At 71.5% G+C, this 23,068-nt stretch carries 20 protein-coding genes, 1 pseudogene and 1 riboswitch; of the genes and pseudogenes, 10 read left to right on the forward strand and 11 right to left on the reverse strand.

What is annotated here, in order from left to right; translation table 11 throughout:
- Positions 1 to 71: 71 nt before the first annotated feature.
- The gene (locus tag ABGB10_RS32335; RefSeq protein WP_347664786.1) at positions 72 to 1,340 is read right to left on the reverse strand and encodes an Ig-like domain-containing protein; all 1,269 of its coding nucleotides are present in this window, start codon (positions 1,338 to 1,340) and stop codon (positions 72 to 74) included.
- A gap of 650 nt (positions 1,341 to 1,990) precedes the next feature.
- Here ABGB10_RS32335 and ABGB10_RS32340 point away from each other — a divergent pair.
- Entirely contained in the window at positions 1,991 to 2,947 is a 957-nt protein-coding gene (locus ABGB10_RS32340) for a sugar phosphate isomerase/epimerase (protein WP_347664772.1), read from the forward strand.
- Positions 2,948 to 2,969: 22 nt separating this feature from the next.
- Positions 2,970 to 5,069: a PQQ-dependent sugar dehydrogenase gene (locus ABGB10_RS32345; RefSeq protein WP_347664773.1), complete on the forward strand. Its 2,100-nt coding sequence runs from the start codon at positions 2,970 to 2,972 to the stop codon at positions 5,067 to 5,069.
- Positions 5,070 to 5,153: 84 nt separating this feature from the next.
- Here ABGB10_RS32345 and ABGB10_RS32350 read toward each other — a convergent pair whose 3' ends face one another.
- The 4 genes from ABGB10_RS32350 to pdhA all read right to left on the reverse strand — a co-directional run bounded on the left by ABGB10_RS32350 (position 5,154) and on the right by pdhA (position 10,631).
- Complete coding sequence (locus tag ABGB10_RS32350; RefSeq protein ID WP_347664787.1) at positions 5,154 to 6,833, reverse strand: right-handed parallel beta-helix repeat-containing protein; 1,680 nt, start codon at positions 6,831 to 6,833, stop codon at positions 5,154 to 5,156.
- 221 nt (positions 6,834 to 7,054) lie between these two features.
- A complete protein-coding gene (locus ABGB10_RS32355; RefSeq protein ID WP_347664788.1) occupies positions 7,055 to 8,479 on the reverse strand; it encodes a dihydrolipoamide acetyltransferase family protein in 1,425 nt (474 codons plus the stop codon).
- The gene (locus ABGB10_RS32360) at positions 8,464 to 9,468 is read right to left on the reverse strand and encodes an alpha-ketoacid dehydrogenase subunit beta (protein WP_347664789.1); all 1,005 of its coding nucleotides are present in this window, start codon (positions 9,466 to 9,468) and stop codon (positions 8,464 to 8,466) included. The genes ABGB10_RS32355 and ABGB10_RS32360 overlap by 16 nt, the downstream gene beginning before the upstream one ends.
- Positions 9,465 to 10,631, reverse strand: coding sequence for a pyruvate dehydrogenase (acetyl-transferring) E1 component subunit alpha (pdhA, locus tag ABGB10_RS32365; protein WP_347664774.1), 1,167 nt, complete (start codon positions 10,629 to 10,631; stop codon positions 9,465 to 9,467). Before pdhA ends, ABGB10_RS32360 begins: the two co-directional genes overlap by 4 nt.
- A gap of 178 nt (positions 10,632 to 10,809) precedes the next feature.
- On the opposite strand from pdhA, the gene ABGB10_RS32370 reads away from it, so the two are divergent.
- Positions 10,810 to 11,244: an Lrp/AsnC family transcriptional regulator gene (locus ABGB10_RS32370; protein ID WP_347664790.1), complete on the forward strand. Its 435-nt coding sequence runs from the start codon at positions 10,810 to 10,812 to the stop codon at positions 11,242 to 11,244.
- 51 nt (positions 11,245 to 11,295) lie between these two features.
- Here ABGB10_RS32370 and ABGB10_RS32375 read toward each other — a convergent pair whose 3' ends face one another.
- From ABGB10_RS32375 to ABGB10_RS32390, 4 genes are read right to left on the reverse strand one after another with little or no spacing between them, the layout of a single operon-like run.
- Positions 11,296 to 12,267 (reverse strand): DNA primase small subunit domain-containing protein, encoded by a 972-nt coding sequence (locus ABGB10_RS32375; RefSeq protein WP_347664775.1) that lies wholly within the window; start codon positions 12,265 to 12,267, stop codon positions 11,296 to 11,298.
- 36 nt (positions 12,268 to 12,303) lie between these two features.
- On the reverse strand, positions 12,304 to 13,611 hold the full coding sequence (locus tag ABGB10_RS32380; RefSeq protein WP_347664776.1) for an acyltransferase: 1,308 nt from the start codon (positions 13,609 to 13,611) through the stop codon (positions 12,304 to 12,306).
- Positions 13,612 to 13,633: 22 nt separating this feature from the next.
- Positions 13,634 to 14,608: an NAD(P)-dependent oxidoreductase gene (locus ABGB10_RS32385; RefSeq protein ID WP_347664777.1), complete on the reverse strand. Its 975-nt coding sequence runs from the start codon at positions 14,606 to 14,608 to the stop codon at positions 13,634 to 13,636.
- 23 nt (positions 14,609 to 14,631) lie between these two features.
- Positions 14,632 to 15,522 carry a glycosyltransferase gene (locus tag ABGB10_RS32390; protein WP_347664778.1) on the reverse strand — a complete coding sequence of 297 codons (891 nt, stop codon included), beginning with the start codon at positions 15,520 to 15,522 and terminating at the stop codon, positions 14,632 to 14,634.
- 189 nt (positions 15,523 to 15,711) lie between these two features.
- Between ABGB10_RS32390 and ABGB10_RS32395 the strand changes: the two genes are divergently transcribed.
- The 5 genes from ABGB10_RS32395 to ABGB10_RS32415 all read left to right on the forward strand — a co-directional run bounded on the left by ABGB10_RS32395 (position 15,712) and on the right by ABGB10_RS32415 (position 21,185).
- The gene (locus ABGB10_RS32395) at positions 15,712 to 17,274 is read left to right on the forward strand and encodes a glycosyltransferase family 39 protein (RefSeq protein WP_347664779.1); all 1,563 of its coding nucleotides are present in this window, start codon (positions 15,712 to 15,714) and stop codon (positions 17,272 to 17,274) included.
- A 43-nt stretch (positions 17,275 to 17,317) separates the two neighbouring features.
- Positions 17,318 to 18,049 carry a histidine phosphatase family protein gene (locus ABGB10_RS32400; RefSeq protein ID WP_347664780.1) on the forward strand — a complete coding sequence of 244 codons (732 nt, stop codon included), beginning with the start codon at positions 17,318 to 17,320 and terminating at the stop codon, positions 18,047 to 18,049.
- Positions 18,033 to 18,902, forward strand: a complete 870-nt coding sequence (locus ABGB10_RS32405) for an NAD(P)H-hydrate dehydratase (RefSeq protein WP_347664781.1) — start codon at positions 18,033 to 18,035, stop codon at positions 18,900 to 18,902. The genes ABGB10_RS32400 and ABGB10_RS32405 overlap by 17 nt, the downstream gene beginning before the upstream one ends.
- Positions 18,903 to 18,982: 80 nt before the next feature.
- A complete protein-coding gene (locus tag ABGB10_RS32410; protein WP_347664782.1) occupies positions 18,983 to 19,483 on the forward strand; it encodes a hemerythrin domain-containing protein in 501 nt (166 codons plus the stop codon).
- A 156-nt stretch (positions 19,484 to 19,639) separates the two neighbouring features.
- Positions 19,640 to 19,729: riboswitch (ZMP/ZTP riboswitch) on the forward strand.
- A 19-nt stretch (positions 19,730 to 19,748) separates the two neighbouring features.
- A complete protein-coding gene (locus ABGB10_RS32415; RefSeq protein WP_347664783.1) occupies positions 19,749 to 21,185 on the forward strand; it encodes a glycine hydroxymethyltransferase in 1,437 nt (478 codons plus the stop codon).
- A 130-nt stretch (positions 21,186 to 21,315) separates the two neighbouring features.
- Here the strand turns inward: ABGB10_RS32415 and ABGB10_RS32420 are convergent, their stop codons facing one another.
- Together ABGB10_RS32420 and ABGB10_RS32425 are read right to left on the reverse strand one after the other, a co-directional pair.
- Positions 21,316 to 21,576 (reverse strand): hypothetical protein, encoded by a 261-nt coding sequence (locus ABGB10_RS32420; protein WP_278142296.1) that lies wholly within the window; start codon positions 21,574 to 21,576, stop codon positions 21,316 to 21,318.
- A 67-nt stretch (positions 21,577 to 21,643) separates the two neighbouring features.
- Positions 21,644 to 22,170 (reverse strand): annotated as a pseudogene (locus tag ABGB10_RS32425) (aminotransferase class I/II-fold pyridoxal phosphate-dependent enzyme); the annotation flags it as partial.
- 18 nt (positions 22,171 to 22,188) lie between these two features.
- Here ABGB10_RS32425 and ABGB10_RS32430 point away from each other — a divergent pair.
- Both ABGB10_RS32430 and ABGB10_RS32435 read left to right on the forward strand, forming a co-directional pair.
- Positions 22,189 to 22,314, forward strand: coding sequence for a hypothetical protein (locus ABGB10_RS32430; protein WP_347664791.1), 126 nt, complete (start codon positions 22,189 to 22,191; stop codon positions 22,312 to 22,314).
- 73 nt (positions 22,315 to 22,387) lie between these two features.
- Positions 22,388 to 23,068, forward strand: a 681-nt coding sequence (locus ABGB10_RS32435) for a phosphotransferase (RefSeq protein ID WP_347664784.1), incomplete at its 3' end; no start/stop codon positions are given.

The following is a 23,068-nucleotide window of genomic DNA, read 5'->3' on the forward strand; positions in this document are numbered from 1 at the left end:
CTGCCGGTCGTAGGCGGCCGCGCCGGGCCGATCCGTTACAGCGGACCGGCCCGGTGAGCCGACAGGGTGTCTCAGCGGCCGCTGACCGACGGTGCCGGTTCAGGCGAGCCGCCGGCCACCGCGCCCGGGTGGGCCGGAGCGACCGGAGCGGGCTTGAGCCCGGGCGGCACCGGTAGTGCGCTACCTCGGGCGAACTCGTCCCAACTCACGTTCCACGCGGTCCAGCCGTTGCCCGGCTGCAGCTCCACCTCGGTGCCCTTCACGGTGACCAGGTCCCCGACCTGGGTCACCCCCATCAACCAGTCAGCTGCGGTGGCGGAGACGTTGGCGCAGCCGTGTGAGACGTTCGTGTTGCCCTGGTCCCCCTCCGACCAGGGGGCGGAGTGGATGAACTCGCCGCCCCAGGTGTAACGCTGGGCGTCGTCGACGTCGACCACGTAGCCGCCGTTCGGCTCACCCCGGGTGTCGAAGGTGGTCCGCTCGTGTTTCTCCATGATCACCATCTTGCCGCTCGAACTCGGCGTGCTCGGCTTGCCCAGACTGACCGGAATCCGGCGGATCTGTTTTCCGTCGCGCATGACCGTCATCTGCTTGGTGGCGTTGTCGATCTCCAGCGAGACCTGACGTCCGATCTTGGAAGTCGCGGTCCGCTCGGCGTCACCAACCCGGTCCTTGCCGATCGGCAGACCCTCCAGGCCGGCCCGGACGCTGATCGTCGTCCCCGGCTTCCAGAAGTCGGGTGCCCGGTAATAGACCTGACTCCCGTCCTCGATCCACGACCAGGTGCCCGGCTGCGGAGGATTCGTCTTCACGAACAACCGCCGCTGAACATCCGCTCTGGCCTCTTTTGGAATTGCCGGGTCGAACGCTACGGTAACCGGCATCGCCGTGCCGTACGTCCGATTACCGACGAAATAGAGGGTGCTGGTGATCTGCGGCTTGGTCGATTTGGCCATCGTCGTGAAGGTGGTGGTGCGCGTGGTGGTGGCACCGGAATCACCGGTAGCGGTCACCTCGGCGGTGTAGGTCCGTTTCGGTTGCAACGGAGCACTCGGCACCCAGCCCGATCCGTCCTCGCGCGGCTCGGCGCTGACCTGCTTGCCCTTGTCGTCGGTAAGGCGCACGCCGGTGACCCGGCCCCCCTTGACCACGGTGCCCACCTCGGCACTGACCGGCACGTCCCGGGCCTTGTCCCCCGGCGTGACGGCGAGCTCCGGTGGGGCGGCGTGCTTCTTGTCCGAACCGGTCGCGGACTCCCGGCCGACGGTGCACCCACCCAGGACGAGTGGTGCGGCTGCGATGGTTACCGCCAACAGCGTCAATCGCCGCCTACACGTCATGTTCAGTCCCCCCGTTTTCGACTTCCCTATGCCGACATTCTCGCTTCCTGGGCGTGGGCTATTGCGGCGTTCAGAAATAATTGGCCACGCATTTGTCGACACAGTTTTCCGACAATGCCCCGCTTGGTGGAATAGGAGCCCAGCCGCACCTGTCGTGCCCTTTGCTCTGCTTCAGCGCGCGCAACGCCGGCTGTCCGGATGGCGACCTCTCGTGGCAGTTGGGATGAACCGGGCCGAAGGCGACATACGGCTGCTGCGGAGGCCGGGCCCGACGAGCGCGGGTCGGGTCGGGGTCGGGGGTCGAGGCACGCGCAGGCGCGGAAGGTGGAGGTCATGCCGGCTGGCGCACCTCGACAGCGCGCTTTTGTCATGTGGAGCGAAACTTCTGCCGAACGCGACGAAGCTTTGCCTTCGTACGGGGGCAAGGGTAGGGTCACGATCTAGATAGAGGGTTGCCCATTAGTCGATCAGTCTGCCGCCACCCCTGCCGGGTCGCCGCGTTCCGCTCCCCACAGGGCCGGGCCGCACCCGAGCGCCGTCCGTCACCGTCCAGCCGGAGCCCGCCTCCGGCCGGTTCGGCGCGCCCGGGCGACGGCAGCCAGGTCGACCGCCGTCGACGGCATGCCAGCCGTCAGGAAGGGACCACCACCATGGATCGACACATCGACCGACCGGAGCCGACACCGGCGTCCGAGCCGGTCAGCCGGCGCGGAGTGTTACGCGCCGCGACCGTCTCCGCCGCTGCCGTCGGCGCCGCCGGTCTCCTCGCCGGGCCGGCCAACGCCGCGCCCGCCGCGCAGTCGCACGGCCGACGCCGGGTGCCGGTGGACCGGATCAGCATCCAGCTCTACACGCTGCGCGACCAACTCGCCGCCGACCTGCCCGGCACCCTGGACGCGCTGCGCCGGATCGGCTACCGGCGAGTGGAGCACGCCGGTTTCGTCGGACGCACCGCCGCGGAGTTCCGGGCGGCGCTCGACGAGGCGGGGCTGAAGTCCACCTCCGGCCACGTCGGCATTCCACAGCCGTTCGACGCCGCCACCTGGGAACAGGCCCTCGCGGACGCCAACGTCGTGGGCTGCAAGAAGATCGTCCATCCGTACTTCGGTCGGGACGCGAGCGGTCAGCCGATCCGGGACCCCGCCGTGTACCGGGCCCTGGCCCGGGACCTCAACCGCGCCGGGCGGCTCGCCGAGCGCGCGGGGCTCGAATTCGGCTACCACAACCACCAGCTTGAGTTCGTGCCCCTGACCGGCGGCTCGACCGGGTTCGACATCCTCACCGCACAGACCGACCCGCGGCTGGTCCACTTCGAGCTGGACCTCTACTGGACCTGGCGCGGCGCGCACGACCCGGTCGACGTGATCCGGGCCAACCGTGGCCGGATCCGCCAGGTGCACGTCAAGGACCTCGACGTCGAGGGCGGTTTCGCCGACCTCGGCGACGGCCTGATCGACTTCGGTCGGATCTTCGCCCACGAGCGGGAGGCCGGCATCGAGGAGTACATCGTGGAGCGCGACGACGCGGGCACCCCGCCGCGCTCACCCGCCGACGCCCTGGACACCGCCCGGGTCGGCTTCGACTATCTCGCTTCACTCCGGTACTGAAACCACCTCGGGGGACGACCTGATGAACAGGACCGCATTCGTGTCCGCCCTGCTGCTGGTGACGGCCGGCCTGGCCGTGCCACCGTCAGCCGCAGTCGCCGCGCCGGCCGCGCCGCCGGACAGCAGCTTCCAGAAAGTGACCCTGAACGACTTCCCGGGCGAGCCGATGAGCCTCGCCGTGCTGCCCGACCTGCGGGTGCTGCACACCTCCCGCACCGGCGAGGTCCGCATCCACGACCCGCGCACCGGGCTGAACACCCTCGCCGCCGACATCCCGGTGTACGAGCACGACGAGGAAGGCCTGCAGGGCGTCGCCATCGACCCGAACTTCGCCCAGAACAAGTGGGTCTACCTCTACTACTCGCCGCCGATGGACACTCCGGTGGACGACCCGGCGACCCCGGACGTCAACGAGGGGGACGCGCCGGAGACCGGCACCGAGGCGGACTGGCAGCGGTTCAAGGGCGCGCTGCGGTTGTCCCGGTTCAAGCTGGACGGGATGAAGCTGAACCTCGCCAGCGAGCAGCAGATCATCGACGTGCCGACCGACCGGGGCATCTGCTGCCACGTCGGCGGCCAGATCGACTTCGACAGCAAGGGCAACCTGTACCTGTCGACCGGTGACGACACCAACCCGTTCGCCTCCGACGGCTACATCCCGATCGACGAGCGGGCCGACCGCCACCCGGCGTACGACGCCCAGCGCACCTCGGCCAACACCAACGATCTGCGCGGCAAGCTGCTGCGCATCAAGGTGAAGGCCGGTGGTGGTTACACGGTGCCGGCCGGCAACCTGTTCAAGCCCGGCACGGCGCAGACCCGCCCGGAGATCTACGCGATGGGGCTGCGCAACGCGTTCCGGTTCGCCGTCGACCGGCGTACCGACAACGTGTACGTCGGCGACTACTCCCCGGACGCCTCCAACCCGGACCCGGAGCGCGGCCCGGCCGGGCACGGCAGGTGGATGCTCGTCGACAAGCCGGCGAACTACGGCTGGCCGTACTGCGTGACGCCGACGATCGCCTACCGCGACTACGACTTCGCCACCGGCGAGTCCGGTGCCAAGTTCAACTGCAAGCGCCCGGTCAACGACTCACCGCACAACACCGGCAAGCGCGTGCTGCCGCCGGTCGAGCAGCCGGAGGTCTGGTACGCGGCCGCCCCCTCGGCCGAGTTCCCGCAGCTGGGCACCGGCGGCATCTCCCCGATGGGTGGCCCGGCGTACGAGTACGACGGGACCAGCACGTCGCGTACCCGCTGGCCGGCCTACTACGACGGGGTGCCGCTGTTCTACGAGTGGTCCCGCGACTACATCAAGGAGTTCCGCCTCGACTCCGACGGCGACGTGACGGACATCCGTCCGGTGGCGCCGTCGCTGGTGGTGGACAACCCGATGGACATGGAGTTCGGCCCGGACGGCGCGCTCTACGTCCTGGAGTACGGCGACGGTTACTTCGCCGAGAACCCGGACGCCCAGCTGTCCCGGATCGACTTCGTCCGGGGCAACCGGACGCCGATCCCGAAGATCAGTGGCACCCCGACCGTCGGGCAGGCCCCGCTGACCGTCGCGTTCTCCAGCGCCGGCACGACCGACCCGGACGGTGACAAGCTCAGCTACGCGTGGGACTTCAACGCGGACGGCTCGGTGGACAGCACCGCTCCGAACGCGAGCTGGACGTTCCCGGAGAACGGCTCGTACACGCCGACGCTGAAGGTCACCGACCGCACCGGACGGTCCGCCTCGGCATCCCTGCCGCTGGTGGTCGGGCCGACCGCGCCGGTCGTCGAGTTCGTCACCCCGGAGGCCGGGCAGCCGTTCCAGTTCGGGCAGACGGTCGCGTACGAGGTGAAGGTCACCGACGACCTGCCGGTGGACTGCTCCCGGGTGAAGGTCACCTACGTGCTCGGGCACGACGAGCACGGGCACCCGCTCTCCACCTCGACGGGTTGCTCCGGGACGATCCCCACCTTCCTGGACGGTGGGCACAGCGGCGCGGACAACCTGACCGCGGTGTTCGTCGCGGAGTACACCGATGCCCCGACCGACCCGGGCGTACCGCCGCAGTCGGCCTCGGCCACGGTCGTGCTGGACCCGACCCCGGTGGCCGGTCTGGCCGGCTGACCAGCTCAACCGACACAGCGGCGGCGGCCGGAGTGATCCGGCCGCCGCCGCACGTCATTCAGCGCCGAGCCCGGACCAAGCCGGTCAGCTCCAGTCGCTGTCGACGTGGTTGTCCCGCCAGCGTCCGCCCACCGGCGGGGTGTCCAGCCGCATCCCCTCGTCGGCGTTGCCGGCGAGGTCGTTGTCCTCGACCCGGCAGTCCACGCAACTGCCCCGCTCGGTGATCCACAGCCCGTGCGTCTGGGTCGGGCTGTCGTGGTTGTCCCAGATCCGGTTGCCGCGGATGGTGGCCGAGTCGAATGGCGCGTCGATGGTGATACCAGCCCGCCGCTGCGGCGCGGCAGCCAGTTCGTATCCGCATCCCGGTGGCGGGATGTCTCCGCTCCACGCGCTGAACCCGTCCGGGCGGACCGGGGCGAGGGTGAGTTCGTCCCCGGTGTTGGCGGCGACCATGGCAACGGACCGTCCGACCCGCAGGACCTTGCCCCGGTGTCCGTCGTGCGGCCAGGTGGCCGACCGGTCCACCAGGGACCGCTCGCCGTAGCGCACGGCATCGCCCGTCCCGCCGGTGCCTTCGGCGTACTGTCGCCCGTTGTTGCGGATCCGGTTGTTGAGCACCACCGCGTCGGTCATCTGGTGATCGACGCGGACCGCGTCCAACCCGTTGCCCCAGATCTCGTTGCTCTCGATCACCACGTCCCGGATCGCGCCCCGGTAGCCGCGCCTCAGGTCCTGCGCGTGATAGCCGTGCTGACCGTTGCCACTGATCCGGTTGCCCCGGACGGTGTACGGGCCAGGGCTGTTGCCGATGCTGACCCCGTCGCGCAGGTTGCCGTCGATGACGCAGTCGGTGAGCAGCCCACCCCGCCCGGCCACCGACGCGGTGCCCTGCGACGACACGTCGAAGCCGGTCTCCAGATTGCCGGTCATCGTGCAGGCCGAGACGATCAGACCGTCGGCACCCCAGTCGGAGATGCCGAACCGGTTGCCCTGGCTGTGGCAGCCGATGATGCGGTAGCCGCGGGGCGGTTCCCAGTAGTCCTTCTGCAGTTCCAGGAAGATCCCGTTGGTGCCGTTGGCCAGGGCGGTGCAGTTGGCGATGGTCAGCCGCTCCACCGTGCCCCAGCCGCCGATGCCGATCCCGATGCCGGCGCCGCCGATCTGCTCGCCGTTGTCGAGGCGACCACAGCCGACCACCACCACGCCGTCGATCAGGGAGTCCTGGAGGAAGTCGCAGCCCAGCCCGGTGGCGGCGGTGTGGTGGATGTAGAGGTTGCGGAACACGCCCCGCACCACGTACTGCAGACCGAGACCCTTGGCCAGGTAGTTGTACTCGGCCATCGCGACCCCGGAGCCGTCGATCTGGAAGTCGGAGAAGGTGCAGTCGGCGATGTGCCGGTCCCGGTCGGCGCCGTGCTGCACGGTGGTCCAGAAGGCCAGCGGCGTCGGATCGGCCCGGTTGCCCTCGTTGCTGAGCATGAACCGGGTCGCCGCCGGCCCGGCTCCGATCAGCGACACACCGCTGCGCCACACCGTGCCCGCGTCCCGGATCGAGTAGATGCCCGGCGGGCAGTAGATGACGCGGGCCCGCCCGTCCGAGGCGTAGCCGGCGCCGAGGCGGTCCACGAGGGCGGCCAGCGCCGGTTGGTCGTTGGTCGCGCCGTCACCGGTCAGCCCGTACTCCAGCGCGTCGCAGTAGAGTGGCGCGCCCGCCGAGGCGGGTCGTCGTACCCGGACCGAGTTCAGTAGCAGCTCGTTCGGCACGGCCACCGGCTGCCTCCCTTCGACGCGTGCGGTGCGCTCCGGCGGGGCCGACTTCCCGATGACGCCGCCGGGAAACCCCGGCCCGACGACGCACGCCGGGAAGACCCGGCCCGACGACGCCGCCGGGAAGACCCGGCCCGATGACACCGCCGCCGGGAGGACCCGGACGTGGGTCGGCCCCGGCGCCGCGGGGGCAGCGCCGGGGCCGATGGGGTACGCCGTCAGACGGCGGCGATCAGTAACGCCGGGCGCTCCACGCAGTCGGCCACGTGCCGCAGGAAGCCACCGGCCACCCCGCCGTCACAGACCCGGTGGTCGAAGGTGAGGCTGAGCTGGGTCACCTTGCGGACGGCGAGCTGCCCGTCGACCACCCACGGCTTGTCCACGATCCGCCCGACGCCGAGCAGGGCCGCCTCGGGGTGGTTGATGATCGGTGTGGAGCCGTCGACGCCGAACACCCCGTAGTTGTTCAGCGTGAACGTCCCGCCGGTCAGCCGGGCGGGCGGCAGGCTGCCGGCCCGCGCGGCGGCGGTGGTCGCCGCCAGTTCGGCGGCCAGCTCGGCGGTGGTGAGCCGTTGGGCGTCGCGCAGCACCGGCACCAGCAGACCCCGGTCGGTCTGCGCGGCGATGCCGAGGTGCACCCCGGCGGACTGGACGATCCGCTGCGCCTCCGTGTCGACCCGGGCGTTGAGCTGCGGGAACCGGCGTAGCCCGCTGAGGCAGATCCGGGCCAGCAGGGCCAGGATGCTCACCGGCGCGTCGGGAGTCGCCGCGTTGATCGCCGCACGGGTCTCCAGCAGCCCGGTGGCGTCCACGTCGACCCAGATGGTCACCTCCGGGATCTCCCGCCGGCTGCGGGAGAGCTTGTCGGCGATCACCTTGCGCACGCCGGTGAGCGGGACGATCACGTCACCGTCCCCGGTCGGTGCCAGCGTGACGTGCGGGTCGGGCACGGCGGCGAGTCGGGCGGTCGGCGCGGCCAGCGCCGATTCCACGTCGGCGCGGCGGATCACCCCGCCGGGACCGGTGCCGCGGACCGTGTTCAGGTCGACGCCGTGTTCCCGGGCGAGCCGCCGGACGATCGGCGAGATGACCAGGCCGGCCGGTGACCGTGCCGGATCGGCGGATGCGGTGGCCACACCCGCGGCGGTGCCGCCGGTCGCGCCGACGCTGGTCCGGGCAGCGTCGAGGTGGGCAGCGTCCGGGTGGGCAGCGTCGGTCGGGCCGGCGTCGGTCGGTTCCGGGGCGAGGACCAGCCGGGGCCGACGTCGACGCCGGGTGGCACCGCCGTGGCCCGTGCCGTACCCGATCAACACGTTGCCCGAGCCGGCCCGCTCCTCCTCGCGGTAGGTGGCGTGCCCGGCCGGCTCGTCGCCGCCGTCCAGCGGCGCGATGGTGATCAACGGCTGGCCGACCGGGCGTACCTCACCGGCCGCGCCGTGCAGGGTGACCACCCGGCCGGCGTACGGGCAGGGCACGTCCACGACCGCCTTGGCGGTCTCCACCTCGACCACGCTCTGGTCGACCGTGACCACGTCGCCCACGGCGACCCGCCACTCGACGATCTCGGCCTCGCTCAGCCCCTCGCCCAGGTCGGGCAGGAGGAAGACCTGGGTCCGTTCGACGGTGGTCATGCCGCCGCCCAGCGTGCGTCCGGCTGGTCGTCCCACTGCAACCGGGCCACCGCGTCGAGCACCCGGTCCACGCCGGGCAGGTGGGTGTGCTCCAGCATCGGCGCCGGGTACGGGATGTCCAGCCCGGCGACCCGCAGCACCGGTGCGTGCAGCGCGTGGAAGCACCGCTCCTGCACCCGGGCGGCGATCTCCGCGCCGACACCCGCGAAGCCCGGCGCCTCCTGGATCACCACGCACCGACCGGTACGCCGGACCGAGGCGGTGATGGTGGCGTCGTCGAACGGCACGATGGTGCGGACGTCGACCACCTCCAGGTCCCAGCCCTCCTCGCGGGCGGCCTCGGCGGCCTCCAGCGCGACCGGCACCGCCGGCCCGTACGCGACCAGGGTGGCGTCGCGTCCGGGCCGACGCACGACGGCCTTCCCGAACGGCTCGGCACGCGCCGGCAGCTCCGCGTCGGCGCTGGCGAAGTAGAGCTTCTTGGGCTCCATGAAGACCACCGGGTCGGGGTCGTCGATCGCCTCGCGAAGCAGCGAGTACGCGTCCTCGACGGTCGCCGGGGTGACCACCTTCAGCCCGGGGGTGTGCGCGTAGTACGCCTCGGACGAGTCGCAGTGGTGCTCGACCCCGCCGATGCCGCCGGCGTACGGCACCCGGATGACGATCGGCACGCTCAACGCGCCCCGGGTCCGGTTGCGCAGCTTCGCCACGTGCGAGGCGATCTGCTCGAACGCCGGGTACGCGAACGCGTCGAACTGCATCTCGACCACCGGCCGCAACCCGGACATGGCCAGGCCGACGGCGAAGCCGACGATGCCGGCCTCGGCGAGGGGGGTGTCGAAGCAGCGGTCCTCGCCGAAGCGGGCCTGGAGGCCGTCGGTGATCCGGAAGACGCCACCGAGCGCGCCGACGTCCTCACCGAAGACGACAACCCGGTCGTCGGCGGCGAGCGCGTCGGCGAGCGCGGTGTTGAGCGCCTTCGCCATGGTGGTGGCCATCAGGCGTCACCCTCCTCGTCGCGGGCTGCGGCCAGTTCGGCGCGGACCTGCTCACGCTGTTCGACCAACTGCGGTGTGGGCTGGGCGTACACGTGGTCGAAGAGGCTCAGCGGGTCGACGGTGGGCTGCTCGTTCATCTGGGTCCGCAGGTCCGCGGCGTACGCCTCGGCCTGCTCGGCGATCTCGGCGACCGCCGCGTCGTCGAGCACACCGCGGGCGCGCAGGTAGGTCTCCAGCCGGGCGACCGGGTCCCGGTCCCGCCAGGCGTCGACCTCGGCGCTGTCGCGGTAGCGGCTGGCGTCGTCGGCGTTGGTGTGCGGTTCCATCCGGTAGGTGTGCGCCTCGACCAGGAACGGCCCGTTGCCGGCCCGGGCGTGGGCGACCGCGCGGGTGAGCACAGCGAGCACCGCGACCGGGTCGTTGCCGTCGACCTGCTCGCTCGGTACGCCGTAGCCGACACCCTTGTAGGCAAGCGACGGCGCGGCGGTCTGCCGGGACAGCGGGACGCTGATCGCGTACCTGTTGTTTTGCACGAAGTAGACGACCGGCGCCTTGAACACGGCGGCGAAGTTGATCCCCTCGTGGAAGTCACCCTCGCTGGTCGCGCCGTCACCGATGAAGGCCAGCGCCACGGTGTCGCGCCCCTGGTACGCCTCGCCGTGCGCCAGCCCGGCGGCGTGCACGCACTGGGTGGCGAGGGGGGTGCACTGCGGCGCGGTGCGTACCTCGGTCGGGTCGTAGCCGCAGTGCCAGTCGCCGCGCAGCAGGGTGAGCACCTCGACCGGGTCGATGCCCCGGGCAACCAGAGCCATCGACTCGCGGTAGGTGGGGAAGACCCAGTCGGTGTCACGGACCGCGAGAACCGCGCCGACCTGGCACGCCTCCTGGCCTCGCGAGGACGGGTAGACGGCAAGCCGGCCCTGCTTGGTCAGGGCTGTCGCCTGGGTGTCGAAGCGGCGGCCGAGCACCATCCGGCGGTACAGCTCGCGCAGCGCCTCGACGGGCGGCTCCGGGTAGTCGGTGCGGGCGGGCAGCGGCGTGCCGGTCGGGTCGAGCAGGCGGACCGGCTCGGTGTTCGGCAGCAGCGGACGCGCCGGGTCGGGCGGGGTGGCCGCCCGACGGGTGCGCGGGGATGCCCTGCGGACCGCCTGGGGAGTGGTCGTCACGGCGGAACCTCCTGGGACGTGTGGTGGGCCTATGCTTCCGCCTGTCGGATGATTGACTCAAGATCCACGCGGAAGGCGGGACGATTGGCATGCGGGACGGCCGAAAGTGAGCCAGGAGACCGCCGACGGAGCGGGCCGGGAGGCGGGATCGGGACGATCGGCCCGAGGTCTGGACGGGGTGGATCGGCGGATCCTCGACGAGCTGGTCCGGGACGGCCGCACGTCGGTGCGCACCCTCGCCGAACGGATCCACATCTCCCGCACCAACGCGTACGCACGGGTGGAGCGGCTGCTGCGCGACGGGGTGATCACCGGGTTCCGGGCCCAGGTGGCGCCCGAGGCGGCCGGGCTGGGCACGTCGGCGTACATCGCGTTGACGATCGAGCAGAACACCTGGCGAGAGGTGTCGGCCGAGCTGGCCCGGGTGCGCTACATCGAGCACGCCGCGCTGCTCGGCGGCGACCACGACGTGCTCGCGCTGGTCCGCGCGCCGGACAACGCCGCGCTGCGGGACGTGGTGCTGGGTCGGGTGCAGAGCATCCCGGGGGTGCTGTCCACCCGCACCTGGCTGGTGTTCGAGGAGTTCGACGGCGCGAGCAGCCCCTGGGCCTGAGCCTAAGGAAGGGCCCCTTACTAACGCCTGGCGTTAGTAAGGGGCCCTTCCTTAGCGCTCGGGTGGGGCCTCCAGACCTTCCCGGTCGGCCAGCTCCAACAGCGGCTCCAGCGAGTGCCGGTCACCGTCCAGGCCGGCGTGCGGGTCGCCGCGCTCGGCGAACCGAGCCGGCATGCTGAGCACGTCGAAGTCCTCCGGGCGGACCTGGTCCAGCTCCGACCAGTCCAGCGGCGCGGAGACCAGCGCGGCCGGCGTCGGCCGGATCGAGTACGCCGAGGTCACCGTGTGGTCCCGGGCCATCTGGTTGTAGTCGACGAAGACCGGCCGGTCCCGCTGGTCGCGCCACCAGGTGGTGGTGACCAGGTCCGGCAGCCGGCGCTGCATCTGCCGGCCCAGCGCCAGCACCGCCCGACGGCAGTCACCGAAGCTCCACCGCGGCTCGATCGACAGGTAGATGTGCAGGCCCCGCCCGCCGGTGGTCTTCGGGTAGCCGGTCATCCCCAGCTCGGCGAGGAACGCCCGCACCTCGTGCGCCACCGGCACCACCTGGTCGAAGCCGACGCCGGGCATCGGGTCGAGGTCGATGCGTAGCTGGTCGGGGCGTTCCACGTCGGCGGCGCTGACCGGCCACGGGTGGAACCGCAACGTGCCCAGGTTGACGGCCCAGATCACCACCGCCAACTCGCTCGGCGCGATCTCGTCGGCGGTGCGGCCGCTGGGGAAGGTGATGTGTGCGGTGCGCACCCACTCGGGCGCGCCCGCCGGCAACCGTTTCTGGTAGAACGCGTCGCCCCGGTTGGTCTGCCGGGTGGCGATCGTCGCTCCCTCGAAGACACCGCGCGGCCAGCGTTCCAGCATCGTCGGCCGGTCCCGCAACGCGCGCAGGATGCCGTCACCCACCGCCAGGAAGTAGCGGACCACGTCCAGCTTGGTCAGCCCTCGCTCCGGGAAATAGGGCTTGTCGGGGCTGGAGACGCGGACCAGCCGCTCCCCCACCCGGATCTCTTCCGCCGCCGTGGCCACGCCCCCGAGCGTACGGCTCGGGGGCGGGCCGGCGGGTTACCGGCCGGGGACCAGCGTGGCGGGCTGCTGCGGCAGTTCCTCGGTCGGGCCGCCGGCCTGCGTCGGCGACGGCGTCCCGGGTGGCTCCTCGGCGACCGCGGTCTGCGGTTCCGGTGGCACCGCCGGGGACGACCGGCGGGCCACGAAGCCCGGCGTCCAGTCCTTCAACCGCAGCGCCGGTCGCTCGACCAGCTTCCAGGACACGAACGCGGCGGCGAAGGCGGCGGCCACCGACATCGCGGCGAACGGCACGTAGCCCCAGCGGCTCCAGCCGAGGCTCGCCATCACCTGCTGGAAGACGAACCCGTAGATGTAGATGCCGTACGAGTAGTCGTTCTTACGGCCCACCCAGTGCAGCTGGCGCGGCATCCGCACCGACAGCCAGACCAGCAGGTACGCGAACGCCGGCAGACCGATGACGAAGAAGCCGCCGAACAGCAGCGACAGTCCGAGCGCCACCGCCGAGCCGATGCCCAGCGCGTCGTTGATCGGCACCCGCTCCCGGTAGAGATCCAGGGTCGCGCCGAAGGCGAAGAGGAAGCCCAGGTAGACGATGTAGTGGAAGCTCATCCCGCCGACCAGGGGCGAGTTGAACGACCAGCTCGCGGTCGACACCGGGCCGCTGAACTGCCCGGAGCTGACCCAGTCGTGGAGGATGCTCAGGTAGAGCGCCACGGTCAGGAACAGCACGAACCGGCGGGCGTTGCGCAGCACCGCCGTCGCCGCCAGCACGCCCACCACGACGTAGCAGAACATCTCGTACTTGAGCGACCACAGGGCGCCGTTGAAGACGCTGGAGTTGCTCTTGTCACCCCACGGGGTGGTGTCCCTGAGCAGGTCGTGGATGCCGTACTGGCGGACACCGGTCCACCAGTTGGCCTGGAGGTAGGCGAGCGGGCCGCCGGGCTCCCAGGCGTTGTCGAAGAAGCCGGTGGTGCTGCCGTGCTCGCGCAGCGCGACGAGCGGGGCGACCACCAGCGCGGTGATCAGCAGGCAGACCCAGAGACCGGGGAAGATGCGCAACGCCCGGTGCCAGGCGTAGCGGATCAGCCCGGTGCGCCGGGCGCTGCGGGTGATCAGCAGACCGGAGAGGACGAAGAAGCCGTACACGGCCATGGTGCCGACGTTGGTCTGCCGACCGGTGAGGTGGTAGCCGAGGTCGTTGGCACCGAAGCCGAGCGGCTTGGAGTGCGACAGTACGACGCCGACGGCGAGGCAGAGTCGGATCAGCCCGATGCCGTTGCTGCGGCCGGAGAGTAGATCGGCCAGCGTGCCACGGGATCGGACGAGGGCGGGGGTAGTCATGCGGCCAGGAACCTCTCGACCATCAGGCGGGCACCTCGGCGCCGGCGTGCTCCCACAACTGCTTCATCTCGGTGTGCAGATCGTCGCTCGGCGACCAGCCGAGCAGCTCGGCGGCCAGCCCGACGTCGAGGCGCTGCCAGGTGGTCTCGGCGGGGCCGGTGCGCTCGGCCTCGACCAGGTCGGTCGGAACCTCGCTGACGTCGATGAGGAGCTGGACCATATCACGCGCACTGGCCGCCACCCCCCGGCCGATGTTGATCACGCGGCCGGCCGCGTCGGGGCGGGTCACGGCCAGCAGCACGGCGGCGACGACGTCACTGAGGCCGACGAAGTCGCGCCGGGAGCCGAGCGGGGCCAACTCCAACCGGGCCCGCTCGCCGGCCCGCTGCGCGTCGCGTAGCCGGCCCGCGACCACCCCGAGCAGGCTGTGCCCGGGCTGGCCGGCGCCGATGACATTGCCGACCCGCAGGGTGACGCCCTCGACCAGGCCCTGCCGGTGCGCCTCGGTGAGCGCGGTGGTGCAGCGCAGCTTGAACTCGCCGTACGCCATCACCGGTGCCGGGGGCAACTGCTCGGGCATCGAGGTGTCGACCGGGACCAGCCCGTACTCGTGCACGCTGCCGAGCTGGACCACGCGGATCCGCCGCGGCAGTCGGCCGGCGGCCTCGACCAGTCGCTCGACCAGCGTGACGTTGACGGCGAGCATCTGCGCCTCGCTCAGACCCCACATCCCGCCCGCCGCGTTGATCACCACGTGCGGGTCGAGGTCACGCAGCATCTCGGTGATCTCGTCGACGTCGGCGGCGGCCAGGTCCAGTGCGCGGACCTCCACACCCGCGCCGACGGCCTTCGGGGTGCGGGCGACGGCGACCACGGTGTGGCCCTGGTCGGCCAGCGCCCGGCAGATCGGGTCGCCGAGGAAGCCGGTGCCGCCCAACACCGTCACCCGCAGTGGTTGCCCGGCGTCGTCCGCCGGGCCTCGTGGAGCGATGGTCATGCCGCCTCCCGGACTGTCGTGGGTCATCGGCCCGGCCCGAACGCGTGCCGGGACAGGCTGCGTACGCCGGCCATCTTGCCCGAGAGGACCGCCGTCGGCAGGAGGGTGATGGCGTGCAGCCGCGACGAGGTGTAGTGGCGGGCCGCGCGGGCCGCCCGGGGCCAGCCGTGTTCGTCCATCCGCCGCGCGACATCGACGAAGTACGCCCGCGCCTCGGTGAACCGGGAACCGTTGACCGCGTCCGCGGCGGACTTGCTGACCGCGTGCCGCCGGTACTGGAAGCAGAGGGTGGTGTCGACGGCCATCTGCTCGCCCCGCTGGACCAGGTCGATCACCAGGGCCAGGTCCTGGATGACCTGGAACTCGTCGCGGAAGTCGACGGCCTTGAGCGCGTCCGTGCGCCAACAGATCGACGGGAAGTAGAACCAGCAGCCGCGCAGCAGGCTGGCCGCCAGGTCCTCACCCCCCATCAGTTCGCGGGAGTCGACCCGGGGGGCGTAGAGCCGCCGCTTGGCCTCGTCGACCATCGTGTTGACCACCGTGCCGTCGGCGTCGATGACCTCGACACCCGGCTGGATCATGCACACGCCCGGGTACTGCTCGATCACCGATCGGACGGTGGCGACGTAGTTGGGGTGCATGATGTCGTCCGTGCCCATCATCACCAGGTACTCGTGCTCGGCGAGGCCGACGCACTTGCGGTAGTTGCCGGTGACCCCGAGGTTGCGCTCGTTGCGCTGGTAGCGGACCCGCTCGTCGTCGATGCCGGCGAACCACTCGGGCACCCCCGGCTCGACGCCGTCGTCGACCACGGTGAGGCGCCAACCAGGGTCACTCTGCGCCATCACGCTGCGCACCGCCGCCTGCATGAGAGGCACACTTCCGTAGTACGGCAGCATGATGTCGACAATCATCAGGTCGGCAAACCTAACTGTGCGTGGTGGTGGTGCTCGACAGGCGCGGCCACATTATCAGGCTCCCACCCACGATCGAGCACCGCCGAACCGGACACCGCGACCACACCGACGACGGTCCGACGCCGACGCCGGCGAGCGCTATCATCGTCGCGCCCCGTACCGCCCCGCCCCCCGGATCGGACGCCGATGTCAGACCGCGCCGTCGCCACGGACGCGCAGCCCGCGCAGACCAACGCCGGGGGCCCGCCCCCGGCCGCCACCGTGCCCGATCCTCGGCCCCTGCGGCTCGCCCGCCAGGTGGCGCTGAGCGTCTGGTTCTGGCCGACGGCGTTCGCCGCGCTCGCGGTCGGCTGGCGGCTCGGCAGTCCGGAGATGTGGCACGACGAGTTGGTCACCATCGACGTGGCGACCCGCTCCACCGGGCAGATCCTGGGCATGCTGGCGAACGTCGACGCCGTGCACGGGGCCTACTACCTCTTCATGCACGGCTGGACGATGCTGCTCGGCACCGGGCCGGCCGCGGTGCGGCTGCCGTCGGCGCTGGCGATGGTCCTGGCCACGGCATGCGTGGCGCTGGCCGGACGGCGGCTGTTCGACCACCGGACGGGTGTCGCCGCCGGGTTCGTCTTCGCCCTGTTGCCCACTGTCACCCGATTCGGGCAGGAGACCCGTTCGTACGCGTTCGTCGTCCTCGGCGCTGCCGCGGCCACGCTGTTCCTGCTCCGCGCGCTGGAGCGGCCGGGGTTCCTGCGGTGGGCGGCGTACGCGCTCGCGGTGGCCGGCACCGGCCTGGTGAACGTCGTCGCGCTGACCATGCTGCTCGGGCACGGGGTGGCCGTCCTGATCCACTGCTGGCGGGAGCGCCGCTGGTGGTCGGTGGCCTGGTTCACGCTCGCCACCGCCGCTGGGGCGGCCATCGCCGCGCCGGTGATCCTGCGCGGGATGAAGCAGGCGGGCCGACAGATCAGCTGGATCCCGGACAGTTCCCCCTGGACGGTCTGGGAGCAGGTCTACGGCTCGACGCTGATCGCCGTCGCGGTGACCGCGCTGGCCGTGGTGGGTCTGCTGACCCATCTGCGCCGCGACGCCCTGGCCCGGACGCTGAGCGCGGCGCTGATCGCCGCGCTGCCGGTGCCGGTGATCCTGGTGGCCGCCACCGGCGACATCAACTACTTCTTCTCCAAGTACCTGCTGTTCCTGATGCCGGCCTGGGCGGTGCTCGCCGGCGCGGGGCTCGCCGCGCTGCGTCGTCCCCCGCTGGTCGCGGTGGCGCTCGTCGTGGTCGCCGCCCTGTCCGTGCCGGGGCAGCTCGCCATGCGCGACGAGTACTCGCACGGCTGGTACACCTATCCGCAGGCACGGGCGTTCAAGCCACTCTCCTACTCCGAGGCCGCGCAGGTCATCGAGGCGGGTTACCAGCCCGGCGACGGCCTCGCCGCGGGCGGGCCCTGGTGGTGGATGCACGAACCCGGGGTGCGTTACTACCTCCCGGCGGACGTCTCGCCGCGAAACGTCTTCCAGCAGCGGTCGGCGGCCCAGCGCAACGAGCTGTTCGCCGCGGACTGCGGCAACCCCGCGCGCTGCCTGCGGGACGAGCCGCGCATCTGGGTGCTGCTGCCGACGGTCACCGACGCACCGCTGACCGGACTCTCGAAGAAGCAGGCCGCCGCGCTCACCGAACGCTATGAGGTGGTCACGGTGACCCACGTGACCGGGCTGACCGTCGCCCTGCTGCAACGGCGGGGCTGAGCGACCACGGTTACCGCCGTCGGCGCCCGGGTAGGGGGTCGGCATGGCGGAACTGGCGACGCTCTGGATCATCCGACACGGTGAGAGCACCGCGAACGTGGCGGCCACCCATGCCGAGGCGTCCGGCGAGGAGCTGATCGGGCTCGGTCATCGCGACGCCGACGTGCCGCTCTCCCCCACCGGTGCGGAGCAGGCCCGGGCCACCGGCCGTTGGCTGGCCGAGTTGCCCCCGGACCGCCGGCCGGACGTGGCGGTGGTCTCGCCGTACCTGCGGGCGGTCGCGACCTCCGAGCTGGCGCTGCACGGCACGGGGGTGCCGGTCAGCCGGGACGAGCGGCTGCGCGACCGGGAGCTGGGCATCCTCGACGGCCTGACCGGGCATGGGGTGCGCCGTCGGTACCCGGACGAGGCCGAGCGCCGGGCCCGGCTCGGCAAGTTCTACTACCGGCCACCGGGCGGAGAGTCCTGGACCGACGTGGCGCTGCGGTTGCGCACGCTCCTCGGCGATCTGCGCCGCGACCACGAGGGCCAACGGGTTCTGCTCTTCGGCCACGACGCGCTGGTCTTCCTGCTGCGCTATCTGGTGGAAGGGCTGACCGAGGCGGACCTGATGGCGCTGACCCGCGAGCACGTGATCGCCAACTGCTCCATCACCGACTGGTCCGCCGACGCGCAGGGTCGGCTGACGCTGGGCGGGTTCAACGAGGTCGGCCACCTGCACCGGCAGGGCGCACAGCCGACCAGGGAGGACGAGATCCATGCCGAGCCGGTCTGAGGTGAAGGTGATCACGCCGGGGCTGCTGCGGGACTGGGCGCTGCCGGTGCCGGCCGGGGGCAAGGAGAGCCGCGGCACCGTGCTGGTCGTCGGCGGCTCCCGCTTCACTCCCGGCGCGGTGCTCCTCGCCGGGGTGGCCGCGCTGCGTGCCGGCGCCGGGGTGCTCCAGCTCGCCGCCGCCGAGTCCACCGCCGCCACGCTGAGCATCCAGGTGCCCGAGGCGCTGGTGGTCGGGTTGCCGGAGACCGTCGACGGCGCGGTCGCCGCCGACCGGGACGGTCAGCTCGGCGAGTTGGTCGCCCAGGCCGACGTGGTGGCCCTCGGCCCCGGGCTGAAGGCGATCGACGAGACCAACCGCCTGCTGAGCCTGGTCCTGGACGCGGCCCGCCCGGAAACGTCGCTGGTCCTCGACGCGTACGCCCTCGGCGCGCTGAGCCACGCGCCGGACCTGCTGGTCGGCTCGGGCCGGCCCGTGGTCCTCACGCCCAACGTCACCGAGGCCGGGCACCTGCTCGGGCGGGACCCGGGCGACGACCTGGACGCCGAGGCGGCCGAGCTGGCCGTCCGCTACGAGGCCGTCGTGTCGCTGTACGGGCACGTGGCCGCCCCGGACGGGCGGGGCTGGCGGGAGGAGAGCGGTGACGCCGGGCTCGGCACCTCCGGCAGCGGGGACGTGCTCGCCGGGTTGTTGGCGGGGCTGCTGTCCCGGGGAGCGGATCCGGCGCAGGCCGCCTGCTGGGGCTCGTTCGCGCACGCGGTGAGTGGCCAACGGCTGATCCCCCGGTACGGCCGGATCGGCTTCCTCGCCCGGGAGTTGCTCGACGAGATCCCCGGAACGCTGTCGATGGTCTGATCAGCCGATATCCGCTGTTTCCCCATTTGACCTGCTGGGTACCGGATTCACACCAGACGAGATCCAGGGAGGTCATACCCGTGTCGACCGATGCCATCGTCCTGCTCAAAGAGGACCACAAGGAGATGCGCCGCCTGTTCAAGGCCTTCCAGGATGCCGAGGAGGGGCCGGCGAGCAAGCGGCAGAAGCTGGTGGACCAGATCCTCGAGGCCCTGACGGTGCACACCTACCTCGAGAACGAGGTGATGTACCCGGAGGTCCGCCGCCTGCTGCCCGACCTGGAGGACGACATCCTCGAGTCGTACGAGGAGCACCACGTCGCCGACGTGCTCTGTGCCGAGCTGGCCAGCATGGACGCCACCGACGAACGCTTCAACGCCAAGACGACGGTGCTGATCGAGAACGTGACCCACCACGTCGAGGAGGAAGAGGAGGAGTGGTTCCCGAAGGTCCGCGACGCCCTGGGTCGCAAGCAGTTGCAGGAGATCGGCGAGCGGATGATCGCGCTGCGGGCGGACGCCCCGCGCACCCCCACCGCTCCGAAGGCGATCAAGAAGGCGATGGACGCGGTGACGGCCTGAGTCGGTCGCGTACACAACGAGGGCCCGGCGTGCCGCCGGGCTCTCGCCGTGCAGCGGGTCAGCTCGTTGGGAGTGCCCGCACGTCGATCGCCCGACCCTTCCGACGCGCGGCGTACGGAGGTCGCCCGGGATGGCCCCGGCCGGCCCGGTAGGATCGGACCGGGCCGTTACTGGCGCGTGGGGATGGACAACCATCGGGGAGCGGCCCCGTCACGAGGACGTTTGCCGAGCGCCTGGGCCTTCCCGCACGTCTGTTGGAGGTCGCATGTCGCGCAACGCCGAGTCCACCGCATTCCGTAGTGCCCTCGAGGTGATCCGGGCCGTCGAGCCGCGGGTGGCCGACGCCATCGGCGCCGAGCTGACCGACCAGCGGGAGTCGCTCAAGCTCATCGCCAGCGAGAACTACGCCTCCCCGGCGACCCTGCTGGCCATGGGCAACTGGTTCAGCGACAAGTACGCCGAGGGCACCGTCGGCCGTCGCTTCTACGCCGGTTGCCAGAACGTGGACACCGTCGAGGCGCTCGCCGCCGAGCACGCCCGGGAGCTGTTCGGCGCGGCGCACGCGTACGTGCAGCCGCACTCGGGCATCGACGCCAACCTGGTCGCGTTCTGGGCGGTGCTGGCCGACCGGGTGGAGTCCCCCGCGCTGAAGAAGGCGCAGGTCCGGCAGGTCAACGACCTCACCGAGGCCGACTGGTTCGCGCTGCGCCGCGAGCTGGGCAACCAGCGGATGCTCGGCATGTCGCTGGACGCGGGCGGCCACCTCACGCACGGCTTCCGGCCGAACATCTCCGGCAAGATGTTCGACCAGCGCAGCTACGGCACCGACCCGGCGACCGGCCTGATCGACTACGACCGGGTGGCCGAGGCGGCCCGCGAGTTCAAGCCGCTGATCCTGGTCGGTGGCTACTCGGCGTACCCGCGGAAGGTGAACTTCCGGATCCTGCGGGAGATCGCCGACTCGGTCGGCGCGACCTTCATGGTCGACATGGCGCACTTCGCCGGCCTGGTGGCCGGCAAGGTGTTCACCGGCGACTTCGACCCGGTCCCGCACGCGCACATCGTCACGACCACCACCCACAAGTCGCTGCGCGGTCCGCGCGGCGGCATGGTGCTCTGCCAGCCGGAGCTGGCCGACCAGGTGGACCGGGGCTGCCCGATGGTGCTCGGTGGTCCGCTGCCGCACGTGATGGCCGCCAAGGCGGTCGCCCTCGCGGAGGCCCGCCGCCCCAACTTCGCCGACTACGCCCAGCGGATCGTGGACAACGCGCAGGCCCTCGCCGAGGGGCTGTTGCGCCGGGGCGCGAAGCTGGTCACCGGCGGCACCGACAACCACCTCGTGCTGATCGACGTGTCCGGCTACGGGCTCACCGGTCGGCAGGCCGAGCAGGCTCTCCTGGACTCGGGCATCGTCACCAACCGCAACTCGGTCCCGCAGGACCCGAACGGGGCGTGGTACACGTCCGGCATCCGGATCGGCACCCCGGCGCTGACCACCCGGGGGCTGGGCACCGCCGAGATGGACCAGACCGCGGAGCTGATCCACACCGTGCTGACGCAGACCACCGCCGGCGCCAACGCCGACGGCACCCCGTCGAAGGCGAAGTACAACCTCGACCCGGCCCTGGCCGACAAGGTCGCCCGCCAGGCGACCGACCTGCTGGCCCCGCACCCGCTCTACCCCGCCATCGACCTGGCCTGACCAACGGCCCCGGCCCCGGCCGGATCGTGTTGATCATGGAGTTGTGGTGCCCGAATCGCGGCGGATGGCGTTCTTTGTCCACCACCACAACTCCATGATCGACCCGGACGGGGGGCGGGGCGGGGTGGGGTCAGGCCATCGGGCGCTTCAGGTGGTAGCGGTGGACCTCGGTGCTGCCCTGGACGTTGTTGACGTCCTCGGCAGCGGAGACCAACTCCCATCCCTCCCGGCCGGCGCGGTTGAGGTGTGCGATGGCGGTGTCCCCGAAGGCGGTGATGTCCTTGCGGGACCCGTCCGGCGCGTACCAGACGAACGAGACATGGAAATTGCGGCCCTGTCCCTGATAGCGGCGGACGAGCAGGGCGTACTCCCAGGCAACCATGCGGCCTATTATGACCGTCCACGCAGGACGGCGACACGCGGGTCGTCGCGCATTGCCATCCGATGAACGCGGTGTGTCAACCCGCCCGAGCGGCCAACTCGTCGGTGATCAGCGCCGCGAGGCGATCCAGCCCGAGGTCGATCTGCGGTGGCGTCACCGCGCTGACGGACAGCCGCAGCGCGCGCACCGGCGCGGTGTCGTCGTAGAAGTGCGCCATCGGCGTCCACAGCACCCCGTAGTCGCGCGCCGAGCGGTCCAGCAGCGCGTCGTCGGCCGGGAACGGCACCGTCACCACCACGAAGAATCCGCCGGCCGGCACCGTCCAGCGCACCGCCACCGGGCCGTCCGTCCCGGCCAGGAACCGTCGGCGCAGGCCGGTCACCAGGTGGCGCAGATTCCGGGTGTACGCGGAGCGCTCCCGGGTGTTCGCCGCCACCAGGCTGCATCCGTTCTCCAGCAGCCGGGGCCACCGATCACCGCCTGTGCGATCGGTGACGTGTTCACCGTGACCATGCTCTTGATCATGGCGAGCTGGTCCGCGAGCGGGCCGACACGGCCGTCCGGTCCGGCCACCCGCTGGTCGGCGACCACGTAACCGGCGCGCTGCTCGGCGGTTGGTCGGTGGACGCGCTCGACCTCACCCCGGCACTGCTGCTCATGGCCGCGTTCTGTCTGCTGGTCACCGCGTCTCCTCTGCTGGCCCGGACGACCACACCATCGCGCCCCACCCCCGCCACCACGCCGTAGAGCCCCACCGTCGGGAACGGAGGTGGCGCAAATCGGTTGCGGGCGGCGGCCGGTCACCCGCAGGCTCGGGCGGATGAGCGCACAGCCTGACACCGGCGTATCGGAATCCAGCACCGACCGGATCGACGTGGCGTTGGTGCGCCAACTGATCGCCGAGCAGTTCCCCCGGTGGTCACACCTGCCGGTGCGTCCGGTCGAGGTCGGCGGCTGGGACAATCGCACCTTCCACCTGGGCGACGCGATGACCGTGCGGCTGCCCAGCGACGAGGGGTACGCCGTCCAGGTCGCCAAGGAACAGCGGTGCCTGCCGGTGCTCGGGGCGCGACTGCCGCTGGAGATCCCCACCCCGCTGGCCCACGGTCGACCCGGTGCCGGCTACCCGTACCCGTGGTCGGTGTACGGCTGGATCGACGGGCAGACCGCCCGCTCCGACCGGATCGACGACCTGACCCGGTTCGCCACGGACCTCGCGGCCTTCCTGCGCGCCCTGCGCGGCGTCGACGCCGACGGCGGCCCGGCCGCCGGCCCGCACAGCGCCTGGCGGGGCGGCCCGCTGTCCACCTACGACGCCGAGACCCGGGCCGCGATCGAGGCGCACCGCGACCGGCTGCCAGTCGACACGGTCACCGGCTACTTATCTACTGGTGCTACGACCGCAGCCCGGCCAGGCTTGGTCGAGGTGACCGGCGGGGTGGCTCTCTCATCGGCTGCCCACCGCGATTTGGTGTGGCTCTCACATGGCATGCCTCCTGCC

The organism is Micromonospora sp. B9E7, assembly GCF_039871815.1.
In the GTDB taxonomy this organism is placed as follows: domain Bacteria; phylum Actinomycetota; class Actinomycetes; order Mycobacteriales; family Micromonosporaceae; genus Micromonospora.